Here is a 16,304-nt window from a genome sequence, read left to right as displayed (position 1 = left end):
CCGGCCTCGGCCGACCAGCCAGAGCCACACATCCTCCCCGCCACCCGCTGAGGCTCCATGGCTCGGTGGAATTCCGGATGACTCGTTGAAGTTCCCTCAGCCCCCCAACCTCAGCAGCCCCCGCCACTCCCAGGGGGGACAGCCCCAGCCCAAGTCTATCCGCCACACCAGACAAAACCCGGCCATCCACCAAGTCATCCACAGCACCGACGAGTTGGGGACAACCAAAAACACGCAGGCCAGAGCACCCAGCAGAGAGCAGGCCAAGCACAGACACCGAGCGCCAAGCAAGAAATCCGGGAGACCCACCGAACGACCCCCAGAAACGCCGAAGGGGCGGCCCTCCCGAAGGAGAACCGCCCCGAGGCGGAGACGCGAACTCAGCGCCCGGAAACCGCAAGGCCCCAGAGAACCCGCAGCAACCAAGGCGACCAAGCCGGCGAAGGCGACCAAGGCCGCCCCAGCCGAAGCGCCCGAGAAACCCTCAGTGCGAGTGCCCGTGACCGGCGGCCTCGGGCTCCTCGTCGACCGGCTTCTCGACCACGGAGCTTTCCGTGGTGAGGACGAGCCGGGCGATGGAGGCCGCGTTGGCCACGGCCGAGCGGGTCACCTTGACCGGGTCGACGATGCCGGCCGCGATCAGGTCGGTGAGTTCGCCGGTGGCCGCGTTGAAGCCCTGACCCCAGTTCTGCTCCTGGACCTTGTTCACGATGACCGCGCCCTCGTGGCCCGCGTTGGTCGCGATCCAGAACAGCGGGGCGGTGAGCGCGTCGCGGACGATGGCCACACCGGTGGCCTCGTCGCCGGAGAGCTCGAGCCCGGCGAGTTCCTTGACCGCGTGCACCAGCGCCGAGCCACCGCCGGGCAGGATGCCCTCCTCGACGGCCGCCTTCGTCGACGCCACGGCGTCTTCGATGCGGTGCTTGCGCTCGTTCAACTCGGTCTCGGTGGCCGCGCCGACCTTGATCACGGCCACGCCGCCGCCAAGCTTCGCGAGCCGCTCCTGCAGCTTCTCGCGGTCCCAGTCGGAGTCGGTGGTCTCGATCTCCTTGCGGATCTGCGCGGTCCGGGCGTCGATGGCGTCCTTGGTGCCCGCGCCGTCGACGATCGTGGTGTCGTCCTTGGTGACCACGATCCGGCGAGCCCGGCCCAGCTGCGCGAGGCCGACCTCGGACAGCTTCTGGCCGATCTCCGCGGAGACCACCTCGCCACCGGTGACCACGGCTAGGTCGTCCAGGAACGCCTTGCGGCGGTCACCGAAGAACGGCGCCTTGACCGCGACCGCGGTGATCGTCTTGCGCAGCGAGTTGACCACCAGGGTGGACAGCGCCTCGCCGTCCACGTCCTCCGCGATGATCAGCAGCGGCTTCTTGGCCTCGACGACCTTCTCCAGCACCGGGAGCAGATCGGCCAGCGCCGAGATCTTCTCGCGGTGCAGCAGCACGTAGGCGTCCTCAAGGATCGCCCGCTGGTCCTCGGGGTCGGTGGCGAAGTGCGCCGACAGGAAACCCTTGTCGAACTGCACACCCTCGGTGATCACCAGCTCGGTCGCCAGCGTGGACGACTCCTCGATAGTGATCACGCCGTCCTCGCCGACCCGCTCCACGGCTTCGCCGAGCAGCTGGCCGATGGTGGCGTCGCGCGAGGTCACGGTGCCGACCTGGGCGATGTTCTCTCGGCCCTTGACCGGGGTGGCCCGGGCCTTGAGCACCTCGACGACCTTGTCCGCCGCGGCCTCGATGCCCTTGCCGACCGAGGTCGGGTTGGCGCCGGCGGCGACGTTGCGGAGACCGTGCTTCACCAGCGACTGGGCCAGCACCGTGGCGGTGGTGGTGCCGTCGCCGGCGACGTCGTTGGTCTTGGTGGCGACGTTCTTGGCCAGCTGCGCGCCGAGGTTCTCGAACGGGTCTTCGAGGTCGATCTCCCGGGCGACGGTGACCCCGTCGAGAGTGATCGTCGGCCCGCCGAACTTCTTGTCGAGGACGACGTGCCTGCCGCGCGGGCCGAGGGTGACCTTGACCGCGTCGGCGAGCTTGTTCACCCCGCGCTCGAGCGCGCGACGAGCGTCCTCGTCGAAACTGATCTGCTTGGGCATAGCGCTTTCCGCTTACCTTTCGGGTGTCGTGCGACGCAAAACGCCCCGCACCCCGGCATGAGCGGGGCCCGGGGCGTCTTTGCGCTGCGAGTGACGCGTCAGTTGATGACGGCCAGCACGTCGCGGGCGGAGAGGATCAGGTAGTCCTCGCCGTTGTACTTGACCTCGGTACCGCCGTACTTGGAGTAGATCACGACGTCGCCGACAGCCACGTCCAGCGGAACGCGGTTGCCCTTGTCGTCGATCCGGCCCGGGCCCACGGCCAGAACCTTGCCCTCCTGGGGCTTCTCCTTGGCGGTGTCGGGGATGACGAGGCCGGAAGCTGTCGTCTCCTCGGCCTCGCTCGTCTGGACAACGATCTTGTCCTCGAGCGGCTTGATGTTCACGCTCACCGGGTTGACCTCCACGGTCGTCGAAAGCGTCGGCATGATGACTTACGGCTCATACCACCCCCGCCGTCGCGGGTGCCGGGGCGTGTCCGGGCCGTGCGATTAGCACTCTATCCATGGGAGTGCCAGCTTCGCAAGGAGGGCCCGCTCGCGCAGAGCGAACAGCATCGATCCTCACCTGACGGTGTCGTCGCAGCGGCAGAAGGCCACACTCCCACGCCCGGGTTCATTCCCGTCCACCATCAGGTCTTTCTGGTTGGATTCCTCCCGAACGGCATCCGACCCTGGGGGTTTCCGCCATGGCCCGTCCGGTTTCCCGGCTTCTCCGGCGGCTGGCCGCGGCAGGAGCCGCCGTCGTGCTCGCGGCCGGCCTGGCCGTGCCCGCTCAGGCCGCCGAGTCTCCCCGGCAGCGTGAGTTCACCGACGCGGCCGCGGAGTTCGGTGTTCCGCTCGACGTCCTGCTCGGGGTGTCCTACCTGGAATCCCGCTGGGACGACCACGCGGGCTCACCGAGTACGTCAGCGGGATACGGGCCCATGCACCTCACCGACCTGCGCGAGGCCGGCGGAGTCGGCAGCGAATTCGACAGCGGCGAAGATCCCCGAGGAGACGACGCCCGCCCGGCGCTGCACCCAGCCGCCTTCGCCGTGAAGCCCGCCGCTCCCCCGCCCAGCCTGCAGACTGTGGGCGAAGCTGCCGCGCTGTTGCACACCGACGCAGCGAAGCTCCGTACGGACGCGGCGGAGAACATCCGAGGTGGCGCCGCACTGCTCGCGGACTACCAACAGCAGCTCGGCGTACACAGCTCGGCCGCGAAGGACTGGTACGGCGCCGTCGCGCGCTACAGCGGCGCTGAGGACACGACAGCGGCCCGTACGTTCGCAGACGAGGTCTTCGACACCATCAGCAAGGGCCAGTCCCGCACGACGAATGACGGTCAGACTCTCACGCTCGCAGCAGCCCCAGGCGTCACGCCTGACCGTACGCAGGTTACGCGGCTCGGCCTTCGCCCAGACGCGCCGACAGCGGCGGAATGCCCGAAGACCGTGGCGTGCGAATCAGTGCCCGCGCCGTACCAGGAACTCCCCGAAGGGGGTTACGGCAACCACGACGTCGCGAACCGCCCACAGAGCCAGAAGATCGACTACATCGTCATCCACGACACCGAGACCACCTGGGACACCGCGCTCAAGCTCGCGCAGAAACCCAGCTACCTGGCGTGGCACTACACCGTGCGCTCGTCGGACGGCCTGATCGCGCAGCATGTGCCGACGAAGGACGTCGGCTGGCACGCGGGCAACTGGTATGTGAACTCGAAGTCCATCGGGATCGAATACGAAGGCTTCGGCGCGAAGGGCACTTGGTACACCGAAGCGATGTACCGGTCCTCGGCCAAGCTCGTCGGCTACCTCGCGCACCGTTACGGGATCCCGCTCGACCGCGCGCACATCATCGGGCACGACAATGTGCCTGGCACCACGCCGTCGACCATTGCCGGCATGCACTGGGACCCGGGTCCCTACTGGGACTGGTCGCACTATTTCGATCTGCTCGGCGCTCCGCTGCGCCCCACCGCGCGACCGGGCTCGGGGCTGGTCACCATTGCTCCATCGTTCGAGCACAACCGGATCACCTTCACCGGCTGCGACCAGAACGGCTCCGGAAATCCTTGCCCCGTCATGAATTCCGAAGCAGTTGTGCTGCATACCGATCCCGCCGGCTCCGCGCCGCTGCTGAAGGACACCGGACTACACGGCACCAACCCGTCCACAATGGACGTCTCTGACGTCGGCAGTCGAGTGGCGACCGGGCAGCGGTACGCGGTCGCAGGGACGCAGGGCGACTGGACGGCGATCTGGTATCTCGGGCAAAAGGGCTGGTTCCACAACCCGCGCAACGCCCCGGTCGCTGTGCCCGCACGCGGTTTGGTGGCGACCCCGAAGCCCGGTCACGTAAGCGTCCCGGTCTACGGTCGCGCGTACCCGGAAGCGTCCGCGTACCCGGCGAACGTACCCGTACAGGAACTCGCGCCAATGCCGTACACACTCGCGGCGGGCCAGAAGTACGCAGTGGGCAGCGTCGTCGACTCCGAGTACTTCTCGGCGACGACCTTTGATCCCGCGAAGCACGTCGTCGTACGCGGCAAGACGAAGTACGTGGAGATCCAATTCGGCCATCGCGTCGAGTACGTCAAGCTGGACGACGTACAGCTGCAGCCAGCGGCCTGAGGCTTCAGCCCCTCTTTCACGCCGCATTGCAGTATCTGCATGGCGACGGTTCTTCGGGGACACTCGAAGAGGTGAAAGTGGTGGACGTGATGTTGCTGGCCGGTACCCGGCCGGAAGCGGTCAAACTGGCCACGCTGGCCCAGGCGCTGGACACGCGTCCCGGGTTGCGACCGTTATTCGTGCACAGTGGCCAGCACCCGGGCATGGTCGAGCAAGCTCTGGCACCGTTCGACCGTGCCGTGGACGGCTGGCTGGAGGTCCCGCCGCGGAGGTCCGGCACGCAGGCGGAGCTGATCTCCGGCATGCTGCCCGCGCTCGACGAGGCGTTGCGGCGGTACGCGCCGAGCGCGGTCGTCGTACAGGGCGATACCGCCACGGCGCTGGCCGGCGCGCTCACCACGTTCTGGCTCGGCATCCAGGTGGTGCATCTGGAAGCCGGGCTGCGTACGCACGACCTGGCGTCACCGTTTCCCGAAGAAGGCACCCGGCAGAACGCCCAGAGGCCGTGACAGCGGGCTGCGCCTGGCTCGTGGGCACCGACGTGGACCTGATAGTCACAGCCGCGGGCCACGTGCTGTCCGGCGACCTCCGTGCAGCACCTGCAGCCAATCCGTACGGCGACGGCAATGCAGCCGTACGGTCGGCCGTGGCCATCGAAGCGCTGCAAGGGCTCGCATACCCAGCTTCGGCGGCAGACTTGCAGACCGCCACCAGTTAAGCCGTCAGAGGGACACAGTCTGCACCGGAAGGCCGGGGTTGGCGGAGAAGCTCAACGGGGCCGCTGAGCGGCCCGCAGCCACCACGTGGGCGCCTAGAGCCGCGATCATCGCGCCGTTGTCCGTACACAGGCGAGGCCGGGGTACGCGCAGTTCGATACCGGCTTCGGCACAACGTTCGGCAGCCAGCTCGGACAGTCGCGAATTCGCGGCGACGCCACCGGATATCACCAACGTGCCGATTCCCTGTTCGCGTGCGGCACGGATCGCCTTCGCGGTGAGCACGTCCGCGACAGCTTCCTGGAAGGAAGCTGCCACATCGTCGACCGGAATCCCGTTGCCCGCGCGCTCTGCGTTTTCGACCCAGCGCGCGACCGCCGTTTTCAAACCAGAGAAGGAGAAGTCGAACTTCGCGTCGCGCGGACCGGTCATCCCGCGGGGGAACGCGATCGCTGAACCGTTGCCCCGCTTGGCCGCCTTGTCGATCGGCGGTCCGCCGGGATACGGCAGGTCCAGCACCCGGGCCACCTTGTCGTAGGCCTCGCCGGCCGCATCATCCACAGTGGATCCAAGTTCGGTGATGCGGGACGCGATGTCGTCCACCCGCAGCAGCTGGGTGTGCCCCCCGGAAACCAGCAGCGCGAGCACCGGCGAAGGCAGCGGGCCGTGTTGCAGGGTGTCGACTGCGATGTGGCCGGCGAGGTGGTTCACGCCGTACAGCGGCACATCGAGCGCCGCGGCGTACGCCTTCGCCGCCGAGACACCGACAAGCAGCGCGCCGGCGAGTCCGGGGCCTGCAGTGACCGCGATAGCATCCACATTGGACAGCTTGAGCCCGGCAGCGGCGAACGCCCGCTCCGCCGTCGGCACCATCGCTTCCAAATGCGCACGGCTGGCCACTTCCGGGACTACGCCGCCAAAGCGCGCATGCTGGTCGACGCTGGAAGCGACCTCGTCCGCGAGCAGCTCCACCGCACCGTCGTCGTGCAACCGGACGAGACCGACGCCAGTCTCGTCACAGGAGCTCTCGATGCCCATGATGACGCGGGACATCAGGGGGCCACCTCGTCTCGTGCCGGGGCCTGCGCGGGGCGGGCCATTGTGTACGCGTCGGCTCCGGACGGCTGGTAATAACGCTTCCGGATGCCGAGCTTCTTAAAGCCGTGTGCCTCGTACAGGCCTACAGCGGTGTCGTTGTCGGTACGCACCTCAAGGAACACCGGCGCCGCCAAATCGTCGGCGCGCGCCAGCAGCGCGCGTAGCAACGCCTTGCCGACACCGTGCCCCTGCGCTTCGGGGACGACGCCGATGGTGTGCACCTCCGCCTCGTACTCACCACGACGGCCGACCACCGCCAGCCCCGCGTAGCCGAGGAACTCTTCGTCGTCCGAACGCGCGGCGAGGTAGTAGTGGCCCTGATCGAGTTCCGAGTGGAACGCCCGGCTGCTCCACGGGTCGTCACCGGGGAAAAGGAGCTTCTCGATCTCCACGCACTTCGCGACGTCAGTACGACGCAGCTTCCCCAGCTTCATGGTGCAGTCACCCGCTTGCGTCCTGCGGGCTCCACAGCGTCCGGCCGACGCAAGTACAACGGCGTGAGCGGCTTCGGCTCCGTACGCGCAAGCAGTTCGTCACGCGCGGTACGTACAAGCCCCGCCGGCGACGGAAACCGCGGCTCGATCGGCACTACACCGACTGCGTCCGCGTACGTGAGCGCCCCGTCCCCCGCTGCGACCCGGATGTCCGTCTTCAACTCGGCAGGCCGCTGTACGTGCGGTCCATCAACGCGCGCACCCTCTGCGTCGTACGCCGCCCAGTAGACCTCGCGACGACGCGCGTCGGTAACCACGAGGAAGGGCTTGTCTGTGCGTACGACTTCCGCTGCTATCGCATCGAGGCTGCACACCGGGTACACCGGAATGCCGAGCGCATGTCCGTACGCACCCGCCGTGGCCATCCCCGCCCGCAACCCCGTAAAGGGCCCCGGCCCCACACCGCAAACGATTGCGTCCAGCTCGCGCAGCGTTACACCCGCCTGCTCGGCCGCCGCCAGCGCATGCGGCGTGATGAGCTCCCCGTGCGCCCGCGCGTCAACCGTCACCCGCTCCGCCCGGACGATGACCCCGGACCCGTCCACCACGGCAATCCCCGCCGTCACCGCCGGGGTCGCCGTGTCGATCGCCAGTACCAGCACGATTTCCCAGGGTAGCCCTGCGACCGGCCCGTACCCGGAGCGGGCAGCCGGCCGCGCCACCACCACCCGCCCCGGGCAGGCGATGATGCCTCCCGTGACGAACCCCATGCTCCGTACTGGAGCGATCGGACTGCGGAATCACCACCCCCGAAAATCGCGGAATTTCAGGCCAGCACATAGGTGAAATAACGCTATTAACGACCAGCCGGCGGAGACAGGCAATGACGAACTCGTGATGAAAACCACCTCCCACACCGCTCCAGCCAGCCTGCTGCTGCTCGCACCGGCGCCGGCCAGATCACCGCGACCACCCGCGACCGACTCGGCCGCCGCAGGACGAGCAGCCACAACACCTGCACCTACTACGACACCCACCACGGCCGTTACCTGTTCACCTTCAGCAAAGAACCCGGCCACAACCGCTACATCAACGTCGCACCAGCCCGCCCCCAAACAATGATCACGCAGCTACACGCACTCCTGCACAACCTCCACTGACCCATTCCGACGTGTGAATCGCATCGCAGGTGCGCATGGTCCGGCCGCGGTACGGTGCGATGCCAGGTGCCGCCGACGCAGGAGGTCCCCGAAGTGCCCGATCCGCTGTTCCCCGCGATCCACGCCGGTTCCGGGAAGGAAGCGCTCCGGTTCGGGGACCGGTCGCTGACCTACGCCGGGCTCGGCGCCGCCGCCGGCGCGCTGGCCGCCGAGCTGCCCGCGGGCAGGGTCGCGGTGTGGGCCACCCCGACCCTGCACACCAGCGTGGCGGTGGTCGCGGCATTGCTTGCCGGGATTCCGGTGGTGCCGCTCAACCCGAAGATCGGCGAACGCGAGCTCGCGCACATTCTGGCCGACAGCAGCCCCGCGCAAATCCTCGCCGAGCCCGGCGCCGAGCTGCCGGACGGGCTCGCAGGGCTGCCGCGCCGCGACATTCCCCTCGAAGGCGCCGGGGCGCCACCCGCCGAGCCGGACGCGGAGACCCCGGCGCTGATCGTCTACACCTCCGGCACCACCGGCCCGCCCAAGGGCGTGGTGCTCCCCCGCCGGGCGATCTCGACCACGCTCGACGCGCTGGAGAGCGCCTGGCAGTGGAGCGCTGAGGACGTGCTCGTGCACGGGCTGCCGCTGTTCCACGTGCACGGGCTGATCCTCGGCATCCTCGGACCGCTCCGCCGCGGCGGTTCGGTACGTCACCTCGGACGGTTCTCACTCGAAGGCGTGACGAGGGAGCTGTCCACCGGTGCCACGATGTTGTTCGGTGTGCCGACGATGTACCACCGGATTGCCGAATCCGTGGCCACCGACGAGGAGCTGACCGCGGCGTTGCGGCGAGCGCGGCTGCTGGTGTCCGGGTCGGCCGCGCTGCCGGTGCACGACCACCAGCGGATCACCGCGGCGACGGGCCAGCAGGTGATCGAGCGGTACGGGATGACCGAGACGCTGATGAACACCAGCGTGCGAGCCGACGGGGAGCGCAAGCCCGGTTCGGTCGGTGTCCCGCTGGCCGGGGTGGACCTGCGGCTGGTGGACGAGTCCGGTGCGGAGATCGACGGCCGGGACGAGGTCGGCGAGATCCAGGTCCGCGGGCCGAACCTGTTCACCGAGTACCTGAACCGGCCGGACGCGACGGTGGCCGCGCTGGACAACGGCTGGTTCCGCACCGGCGACATGGCCACCCGCGACGACGACGGATACGTACGGATCGTCGGCCGCAAGGCCACCGACCTGATCAAGAGCGGCGGTTACAAGATCGGGGCCGGGGAAATCGAGAACGCGCTGCTGGAACATCCTGGCGTCGCCGAGGCGGCGGTGACCGGTGAGCCGGACGACGATCTCGGCGAACGGATCGTGGCCTGGGTGGTGCCCGCCGGGTACCGGCCGGATGCCGGCGAGGTGGCCGACCACGTGGCGAAGCTGCTCGCCCCGCACAAGCGGCCGCGCGTCGTGCGGTATCTGGATGCGTTGCCCCGCAACGACATGGGCAAGATCATGAAGCGAGCACTCGGGTGAGGACGGCAGGTGAGCTGATCATCGGGATGGCGGCGGCATGTACCGAACTGCCAACGGGCGAACAGCGAACTGGACTGCCCGATTCACCGACGGGGCCACCCACAGACGCACACCGCCCCGACCGAACGCACCGGCGGAACCGATATGGGCAAAACGTGAAGCGAGCATTCCGGTGACCGGCACACGTGTCCTGACCATCGAGATGGCGACAGCATTCACGGAACTACCGACCGACTGTCGCGAACCGAACCATCCGATCCATCGGCCGGGTTACCCGCGGACGTATGCAACCGCAACCAAGCGCACCGGCAAGACCACCATGGGCGCAGAACCTGAAGTGAGCACTCCGGTGAGCACGGCACGTGCGCTGATCATCGAGATGATGACGGCATTCACCGAACTGCCGACGGGTGATACCGAGTTGCCAACGGACGACGGTAAACCGGGCGATAGCGAACCGGGAGACAGTGAACCGGACGACGTCGGCTCGATGATGCCTGGTGGACGGCATCGACCAGGCGACGCCAGCTGCACAACGCCAGCCGGACAACATCAACCAGGCGACACCGAACGCACAACGCCAGCCCGAAAGCGTCGGCCAGGCAGTATCAGCTGCGCAACACCAGCCGGACAACACCGGCGGGGCAGCGCCGACTGGGCGGACAAACCGATCCACGGGCGGTGCCGCTGGCGGGCGTGCTCAGGTCGCCCGCCGGCGCAGGTAGTCGCGAACGAACATGCCCGCGTTATCGAGATGGGCGAGAAGATGAAGCAGGCACTCGCGTGACCACTGCACGTGCGCTGATCACGGGGATGACGTCGTCATTCACCGAGTTACCTGTCGACAGTGGGGACCCGGATAATCCGATCGGCTGGCCGGAGTACCGGCAGACGCACGCAGCCGCAGCCGAACGTACCGGGGAGACCGAATCGGTCGTAGTCGGTGAGGCGCGCATCGATGACGTGCCGGCTGTGGTGATCGCTTGGGAGTTCGGCTTTCTCGGGGGTTCGCTGGGGCAGCGCACGGGTGACCGGATCGAAGCTGCGTTCAGCCATGCGAGGGAAAGAAAACTGCCGGTCGTGTCCTTGATCGCGACCGGTGGCAGCCGGATGCAGCACGGGATGCGCGCGCTTTCGCAGCTCCAGCGGATCGCCCGGGCGTCGGCGGCGGCGCGGGCGGAGGGTGTCGCGCAGATCTCCGTGTTGCGTGACCCGACGACCGGAGGTGGCTGGGCGACGCTCGGCGCAGGTTCCGACGTCGTACTCGGGTTGCCTTTTGCACAGGTGGGTTTCGCAGGCTCGCGCGTACGGCCGGCAACGTCGCCTTCGGAGGCGTATACCGCCGAAGCGAAGTTCGAGTGGGGACAAGTCGACCGCCTCGTCGAGCAGGATGAGCTTGCGGAGGTGCTCGCGCGCTGGTTGCGTTTGCTCTCCTCGCCAACGGCCGAACCCGCACCGCCGCCTACCGCGTTGCGTGAGGTTTCCTTGCCTGAAACGGGTTGGGAAGCCATACAGGCCGCGCGCGCCTCTTCGCGGCCACGCGCCGCGGAATACCTCGACGCATACTTCGACTGGAGAGAGAACGTCCAAGGCGACCGCGCGGGCAACGTCGACTCAGGGGTGCTGTGCGGCTTCGGCTGGCGGGATGGACGCACGATCGCGTACGCCGCGCAGTGCGGCACAGCGACGCGCCCGGCCGGCTTCAGGACCGCGGCGCGTATGGTGCGTACCGCATCCCGGCTCGGCATCCCGGTGCTGACGCTGGTGGACACTCCCGGCGCGGCGAACGACGCGGACGCCGAGCAGGCCGGTGTCGGCCCGGCGATCGCGGAACTGTTCGAAGCGATGGCCACCGCCACCGTGCCGGTCACGACCTTGGTGATCGGCGAGGGCGGTTCCGGCGGGGCATTGGCATTCGCCGCTCCGGAAGCGACCTGGATGGCACCGGACGCCTATTTCTCGGTGACGTCCCCGGAAGCGGCTGCCGCCATTCTGAAGCGCCCGCTTCGGGACGTCCCGGAAGTGACGGAAAGACTTCGGGTACGGCCCCAGGACCTGGTCGACCTGGGGCTCGCCCGAGGCATTGTGCGGCCCTGACGAAAGGTCCCTCAGGCCTCGGCGCGGACCTTCCAGTTGCGCTGGGCGTACGCGACGAGTCCGGAAGCCACCGCGACTCCCGCGGTCGCACAGCTGGCAATGGCCACGAATACTGCCGTCATTACGGCTCCTCCTCACTGGGTGCAACGCGCCGGCTTCCGCGATCGGATCCGGGTGATCCGCACGGGGCCGCCCGGCGCTTGCCGATTGGTCCTGCTATTCGGTGTTGCACTTGGTACACCGCCTGAAACGGGAGCGGTGTTACCGGCCCTGCTCAACCCGATCGAGTGAGACACATCACGTTATGCTGCCGGGTCGCCCTTACTGGGTATCGATCATGGGGCTCTGCCGGACAGACCGGTCGGGAGGGAGCCCGCAGCCGGGAATCCGACCCCGGCAGGAAGGGAGCACTGTGGCACAGGCAGCTGAGGCCGGGGGGACGGCGCAAGGTTCATCGGGAGAATTCACGGTCACCGATCCCGCGACAATGCGCCGGGCCGTGGGTGCGGCGGCCGTCGGGAACATCACCGAGTGGTTCGACTTCGGGGTCTACGGGTACCTCGCGACGACCATCGAGGCCCAGTTCTTCCCGCCGGACAACCACGCGCTGGCCCAGCTGGCGACCTTCGCCACGTTCGCGGTCGCGTTCCTGGTGCGCCCGCTCGGCGGGCTGTTCTTCGGCCCGCTCGGCGACCGGATCGGCCGGACCAAGGTGCTGGCCATCACGGTGATCCTGATGGCGACCGGGACATTCCTGATCGGCCTGATCCCGTCGTACGCCCAGATCGGCATCGCCGCGCCGATTCTGCTCGTCTGTGCCCGGGTCCTGCAGGGCTTCTCGACCGGCGGCGAGTACGCGGGCGCGATGACCTTCATCGCGGAGTACAGCCCGGACCGCAAGCGCGGGTACTTCGGCAGCTTCCTGGAATTCGGCACCTTTGTCGGATATGCGCTCGGTGCCACGGTTTCCTCGGTGCTGCCGCTGATCTCCACCCCGGCTTTCATGGACTCGTGGGGCTGGCGGATCCCGTTCATGATCGCGCTTCCGCTCGGTATCACCGGCGTCTACCTGCGGACGAAGCTCGAAGAGACGCCCGCGTTCCAGCATCTGCTCGAAGAATCCGGCGCGCGCGAGGGCGCCGCGGCCAAGCATGTACTGCGGGACATCTTCGCGAAGTACTGGCCCGCCATGCTGCTGGCCGGTGGCCTGGTGGTCACCTGGAACGTCACCAACTACATGCTCACCGCCTACTTGCCGACCTATCTCAAGGACTCGGACACGATGGAGGCGCACGGCGGGCACGCCATCTCCTCCACCGCTTCGGAATGGCTGCAGATCGCAGTGTTGTGGGCAGCTGTGTTCATCATTCCGCTGCTGGGCAGGCTCAGCGACAAGATCGGCCGCAAGCCGATCCTCTGGGTCGGCGCCGGAGGCCTGGTCGTGCTGGGTATCCCGATGGTGCTGCTACTCAAGAGCGGTTCGGTGATCGCGGTGCTGATCGGGCTGGTCCTGATGGGCCTGCTGCTGATCTGCTTCTCCGCGACCGGCCCGTCCACCCTGCCCGCGCTGTTTCCGACCGAGGTCCGCTACGGCAGCCTCTCGATCTCGTTCAACATCTTCGTGTCCGCGTTCGCCGGTACCGTTTCGCTGGTGATGAGCGCGTTGGTGCTGGCCACCGGCGACCTGAACTGGCCGGGGTACTACCTGATCGTGGCCGGAGTGGTCGGCGTGATCACGTTGCTGAAGCTCAAGGAGCCCGCGAACAAGCCGCTGCCCGGTTCGCCGCCCGCTCCCGCCACCGTGGAAGAGGCCCGCGAGCTGGCCGCCGGTCGCTGAACGCCGTATAAGAGCTGTGAAGGGACCCTTCACGGACTCTGAGTCCGTGAAGGGTCCCTTCACAGCATTCGGCTTGGGGACACCGGCAGTGGGCGAGCGGTCCAGGTGCCGTGGGGTTCGAGGGTGGCGGTGCGGGTGTCGTCGTCGTGGCGGGACAGGCGGACGACCAGGTGGTCCTCGTTGAGCCGGTCCGCGCTGTCTTCGCCCCATTCGACGACCACTGCGGAGCTTTCCAGGTCGGTGTCCAGGTCGAGGTCGTCCAGCTGGGTCAGGTCGCCGCCGAGGCGGTAGGCGTCCACGTGGATGAGCGGGACGCCGCTCGGGCCGGCGGCGTGTACGCGTGCCAGTACGAAGGTGGGCGAGCTGACTCGGCCACCGACGCGCATGCCGTCGGCGATACCGCGGGTGAGCGTGGTCTTTCCTGCGCCCAAGGGACCGGCCAGCAACACGAGGTCGCCTGCGCGCAGCGTCGCGCCCAGCGCGCGTCCGAACGCCATCGTGTCCTCGGGGGTCTCCAGGATCACCTTGTCCACCACCAGTTCCGCCGGTTCGGGGCCGCGCTGCCACCACAGCGTTGCAGTAGGTCTATGAGATGGCTGTTCACCAGCTCGGGTTGTTCGAGCAGCACCATGTGGCCGGCGCCGCGTACGCGCACCAGCTCGGCATCTGGCAGTTCGGCTGCGATTCGTTCGGCGTGCGAGAAGGGCGTGAAGCGGTCCGAGTCGCCGCCGATCACGAGTACCTGCGCGTGTTTCAGGCCGGCTAGCGCGGCATAGCGGTTGTGACTGCCGAGTGTGTCGACGAAGTTCAGCAGCCCGCGTACCGACGTCACCCCGAGCATTTCCAGCATGAAGTCGACCAGCCGTGGTGATACGTCGCGGCTGCCGAAGGCGAGCCGACGCGTCGCCTGCCGGGTGAGCTGTCCACCAGCGGCGCGTACGAATTCCACGAGCCCTGGCTGCCAACCCGCCAGCTCACCGACGCCGCGAGTGAGCGGGTTGTACTTCGACAGCAACGAACGTGGCAACCCGCGTGCGCCGACTTCGCCGGCTGCGGTGGCGATGAACGCGACGCCGCATACGCGTTCCTCGAACAGCTCCGGACGCTGCGCCGCGAGTTCCATGATCACCATGCCGCCCATGGAGTGTCCCAGGAAGACTATCGGCCCCTCAGGTACCAACGCGCGCAGCACGCTGTCGAGATCGTGCGCAAGCTGTTCGATGGTCGACGTCTCGGGGGAAGCTTTGCCGGACTGACCGTGGCTGCGATGGTCGTAGTAGACCTGCCGTACGCGAGGCAACCGCAGCGAAGCGACGTCGCGGCGCTGGAAGTGCCACGAACGGCGAGACAGCGCGAAGCCGTGTACGCCGACAAGGGTCAGCTCCGGCTTCTCGCCGTCCGAAGGATCGATTTCCTCCACCGAAAGCGGCGTGCCGTCCTCAGCGGCGACAGTCGACGTCCGGTCCGGCTTCAACTCTCCCAACGGCTCTACGGGGGGCGAGTCCTCGCTCGGCTTCCGCTGTTGCGCGGCCACGACCGCGGCTGCCGCGCCGGTGGCCAAAGCACCCACGCCGCCGATGACTGCCCACAACCGTGCTGAAGGCTTCACAACCGCTCCCCCACGTAGCGTCGCTGAACCCGAGGCCGGTACATCGATGTGACGATCTCGTAGTCGATGGTGCCGAGCTTGTCCGCCCACTCGCGCGCGGTCGGCTCCCCCGCGTCCCCCGCGCCGAACAGCACGACCTCGTCCCCCACGGCCGGCGCATCGTCGCCGCAGTCGACCACCAGCTGGTCCATGCACACCCGCCCGACGACGGGACGACGACGGCCGCCGACCCACACGTCCATGCGGCCCGACAACGAGCGTGGCACGCCGTCTGCGTATCCGACGGGTACGAGCGCCACGGTGGTGTCGCGCGGCGTGGTCCAGGCCTGTCCATACGACACGGACTCCCCGGCAGGCAACCGTTTGATGAGCACCACGCTGGACCGGAAGGTCATCACCGGGCGCAGGTCGTCGGCGGTGTCCACCGGGTTGAGCCCGTACATGGCGATGCCCGGACGGACCAGGTCGAAGTGCAAGTCGGGCCGAGTGAGCAAGGCCGCGGAGTTCGCCAGGTGCCGGATCGGATCCAGCCCGGCTGCCCGCGCGCGGTCGTACGCGTCGGTGAATCGCTTCGCCTGCGAGTCGATCGACGCGTGGCCGGGCTCGTCCGCGCAGGCAAGGTGCGACCACACCGCGACGGCATCGATCTCCGGGGACGCAGCCGCCGCCTCGACGAGCGCGGGCCACGCTGCGGGCGGACAACCGTTGCGGGACAAGCCAGTGTCGATCTTCAGGTGCACTCGTGCCCGTTTGCCGGCACGGCTGGCGGCGTCGGCGATCCGTCGCAGTTCGGCAAGCGAGCTGGCACCTAGGTCGACGTCTGCCTCGATGCCCGCCGCGAAGTCCACTTCGGGCACGTCGAGCCAGCTGAACAGCCGCGTGGTCAGCCCTGCTGCTCGCAGGGCCAACGCCTCGGCGAGAGAGCACGTACCCAGCCAGGTCGCGCCGGCCTCGACCGCAGCGCGGGCGACCGGCACCGCGCCGTGCCCGTACGCGTCGGCCTTGACCACGGCCATCACCGCCGCACCGGAGGCACGCGAGGTCAGCAGGGAAACGTTGTGTCGCACAGCGTCGAGGTCGATCACGGCCTCGGCCCGTGGGGAACTGGCAGTCATAACGACCACCAGTT

Annotated in this window: 13 protein-coding genes and 2 pseudogenes; 7 read left to right on the top strand and 8 right to left on the bottom strand. The window is 68.1% G+C overall.

Going from position 1 to position 16,304, the window contains the following annotated elements; translation table 11 throughout:
• Positions 1 to 484 precede the first annotated feature (484 nt).
• Both groL and groES read right to left on the bottom strand, forming a co-directional pair.
• Entirely contained in the window at positions 485 to 2,095 is a 1,611-nt protein-coding gene (gene groL / locus D5S19_RS29735) for a chaperonin GroEL (protein WP_120026660.1), read from the bottom strand.
• 98 nt (positions 2,096 to 2,193) lie between these two features.
• Positions 2,194 to 2,487 carry a co-chaperone GroES gene (gene groES / locus D5S19_RS29730; protein ID WP_009072407.1) on the bottom strand — a complete coding sequence of 98 codons (294 nt, stop codon included), beginning with the start codon at positions 2,485 to 2,487 and terminating at the stop codon, positions 2,194 to 2,196.
• A 296-nt stretch (positions 2,488 to 2,783) separates the two neighbouring features.
• Between groES and D5S19_RS29725 the strand changes: the two genes are divergently transcribed.
• Positions 2,784 to 4,712, top strand: coding sequence for a peptidoglycan recognition protein family protein (locus D5S19_RS29725; protein WP_120026659.1), 1,929 nt, complete (start codon positions 2,784 to 2,786; stop codon positions 4,710 to 4,712).
• Between the two features lie 80 nt (positions 4,713 to 4,792).
• A pseudogene (locus D5S19_RS29720) lies at positions 4,793 to 5,215 on the top strand (UDP-N-acetylglucosamine 2-epimerase); the annotation flags it as partial.
• 219 nt (positions 5,216 to 5,434) lie between these two features.
• On the opposite strand, the gene tsaD reads toward D5S19_RS29720, so the two are convergent.
• From tsaD to tsaB, 3 genes are read right to left on the bottom strand one after another with little or no spacing between them, the layout of a single operon-like run.
• Complete coding sequence (tsaD, locus tag D5S19_RS29710) at positions 5,435 to 6,481, bottom strand: tRNA (adenosine(37)-N6)-threonylcarbamoyltransferase complex transferase subunit TsaD (RefSeq protein ID WP_120026657.1); 1,047 nt, start codon at positions 6,479 to 6,481, stop codon at positions 5,435 to 5,437.
• On the bottom strand, positions 6,481 to 6,960 hold the full coding sequence (gene rimI / locus D5S19_RS29705) for a ribosomal protein S18-alanine N-acetyltransferase (protein WP_120026656.1): 480 nt from the start codon (positions 6,958 to 6,960) through the stop codon (positions 6,481 to 6,483). The genes tsaD and rimI overlap by 1 nt, the downstream gene beginning before the upstream one ends.
• The gene (gene tsaB / locus D5S19_RS29700; protein ID WP_120026724.1) at positions 6,957 to 7,622 is read right to left on the bottom strand and encodes a tRNA (adenosine(37)-N6)-threonylcarbamoyltransferase complex dimerization subunit type 1 TsaB; all 666 of its coding nucleotides are present in this window, start codon (positions 7,620 to 7,622) and stop codon (positions 6,957 to 6,959) included. Before tsaB ends, rimI begins: the two co-directional genes overlap by 4 nt.
• 282 nt (positions 7,623 to 7,904) lie before the next feature.
• On the opposite strand from tsaB, the pseudogene D5S19_RS29695 reads away from it, so the two are divergent.
• The 5 genes and pseudogenes from D5S19_RS29695 to D5S19_RS29680 form a co-directional block, all read left to right on the top strand.
• Positions 7,905 to 8,120: pseudogene (locus tag D5S19_RS29695) on the top strand (ESX secretion-associated protein EspG); the annotation flags it as partial.
• 93 nt (positions 8,121 to 8,213) lie between these two features.
• On the top strand, positions 8,214 to 9,632 hold the full coding sequence (locus tag D5S19_RS29690) for an acyl-CoA synthetase (RefSeq protein ID WP_120026722.1): 1,419 nt from the start codon (positions 8,214 to 8,216) through the stop codon (positions 9,630 to 9,632).
• A 172-nt stretch (positions 9,633 to 9,804) separates the two neighbouring features.
• Positions 9,805 to 10,419 (top strand): hypothetical protein, encoded by a 615-nt coding sequence (locus D5S19_RS31835; RefSeq protein ID WP_147397531.1) that lies wholly within the window; start codon positions 9,805 to 9,807, stop codon positions 10,417 to 10,419.
• 26 nt (positions 10,420 to 10,445) lie between these two features.
• Positions 10,446 to 11,729 carry a carboxyl transferase domain-containing protein gene (locus tag D5S19_RS29685; RefSeq protein ID WP_120026721.1) on the top strand — a complete coding sequence of 428 codons (1,284 nt, stop codon included), beginning with the start codon at positions 10,446 to 10,448 and terminating at the stop codon, positions 11,727 to 11,729.
• Between the two features lie 499 nt (positions 11,730 to 12,228).
• Positions 12,229 to 13,566: an MFS transporter gene (locus D5S19_RS29680; RefSeq protein ID WP_456061918.1), complete on the top strand. Its 1,338-nt coding sequence runs from the start codon at positions 12,229 to 12,231 to the stop codon at positions 13,564 to 13,566.
• A 59-nt stretch (positions 13,567 to 13,625) separates the two neighbouring features.
• Here D5S19_RS29680 and tsaE read toward each other — a convergent pair whose 3' ends face one another.
• From tsaE to alr, 3 genes are read right to left on the bottom strand one after another with little or no spacing between them, the layout of a single operon-like run.
• The gene (tsaE, locus tag D5S19_RS29675; RefSeq protein WP_456061917.1) at positions 13,626 to 14,099 is read right to left on the bottom strand and encodes a tRNA (adenosine(37)-N6)-threonylcarbamoyltransferase complex ATPase subunit type 1 TsaE; all 474 of its coding nucleotides are present in this window, start codon (positions 14,097 to 14,099) and stop codon (positions 13,626 to 13,628) included.
• A complete protein-coding gene (locus D5S19_RS29670; protein ID WP_199730769.1) occupies positions 14,087 to 15,175 on the bottom strand; it encodes an alpha/beta fold hydrolase in 1,089 nt (362 codons plus the stop codon). Before D5S19_RS29670 ends, tsaE begins: the two co-directional genes overlap by 13 nt.
• The gene (gene alr, locus D5S19_RS29665) at positions 15,172 to 16,290 is read right to left on the bottom strand and encodes an alanine racemase (protein WP_120026653.1); all 1,119 of its coding nucleotides are present in this window, start codon (positions 16,288 to 16,290) and stop codon (positions 15,172 to 15,174) included. Before alr ends, D5S19_RS29670 begins: the two co-directional genes overlap by 4 nt.
• Between the last annotated feature and the right edge of the window lie 14 nt (positions 16,291 to 16,304).

The organism is Amycolatopsis panacis (assembly GCF_003600245.1).
GTDB lineage: Bacteria > Actinomycetota > Actinomycetes > Mycobacteriales > Pseudonocardiaceae > Amycolatopsis > Amycolatopsis sulphurea.
Note: the sequence above shows the minus strand (reverse complement) of the source record. Positions and strands in the feature narration are given on the sequence as shown.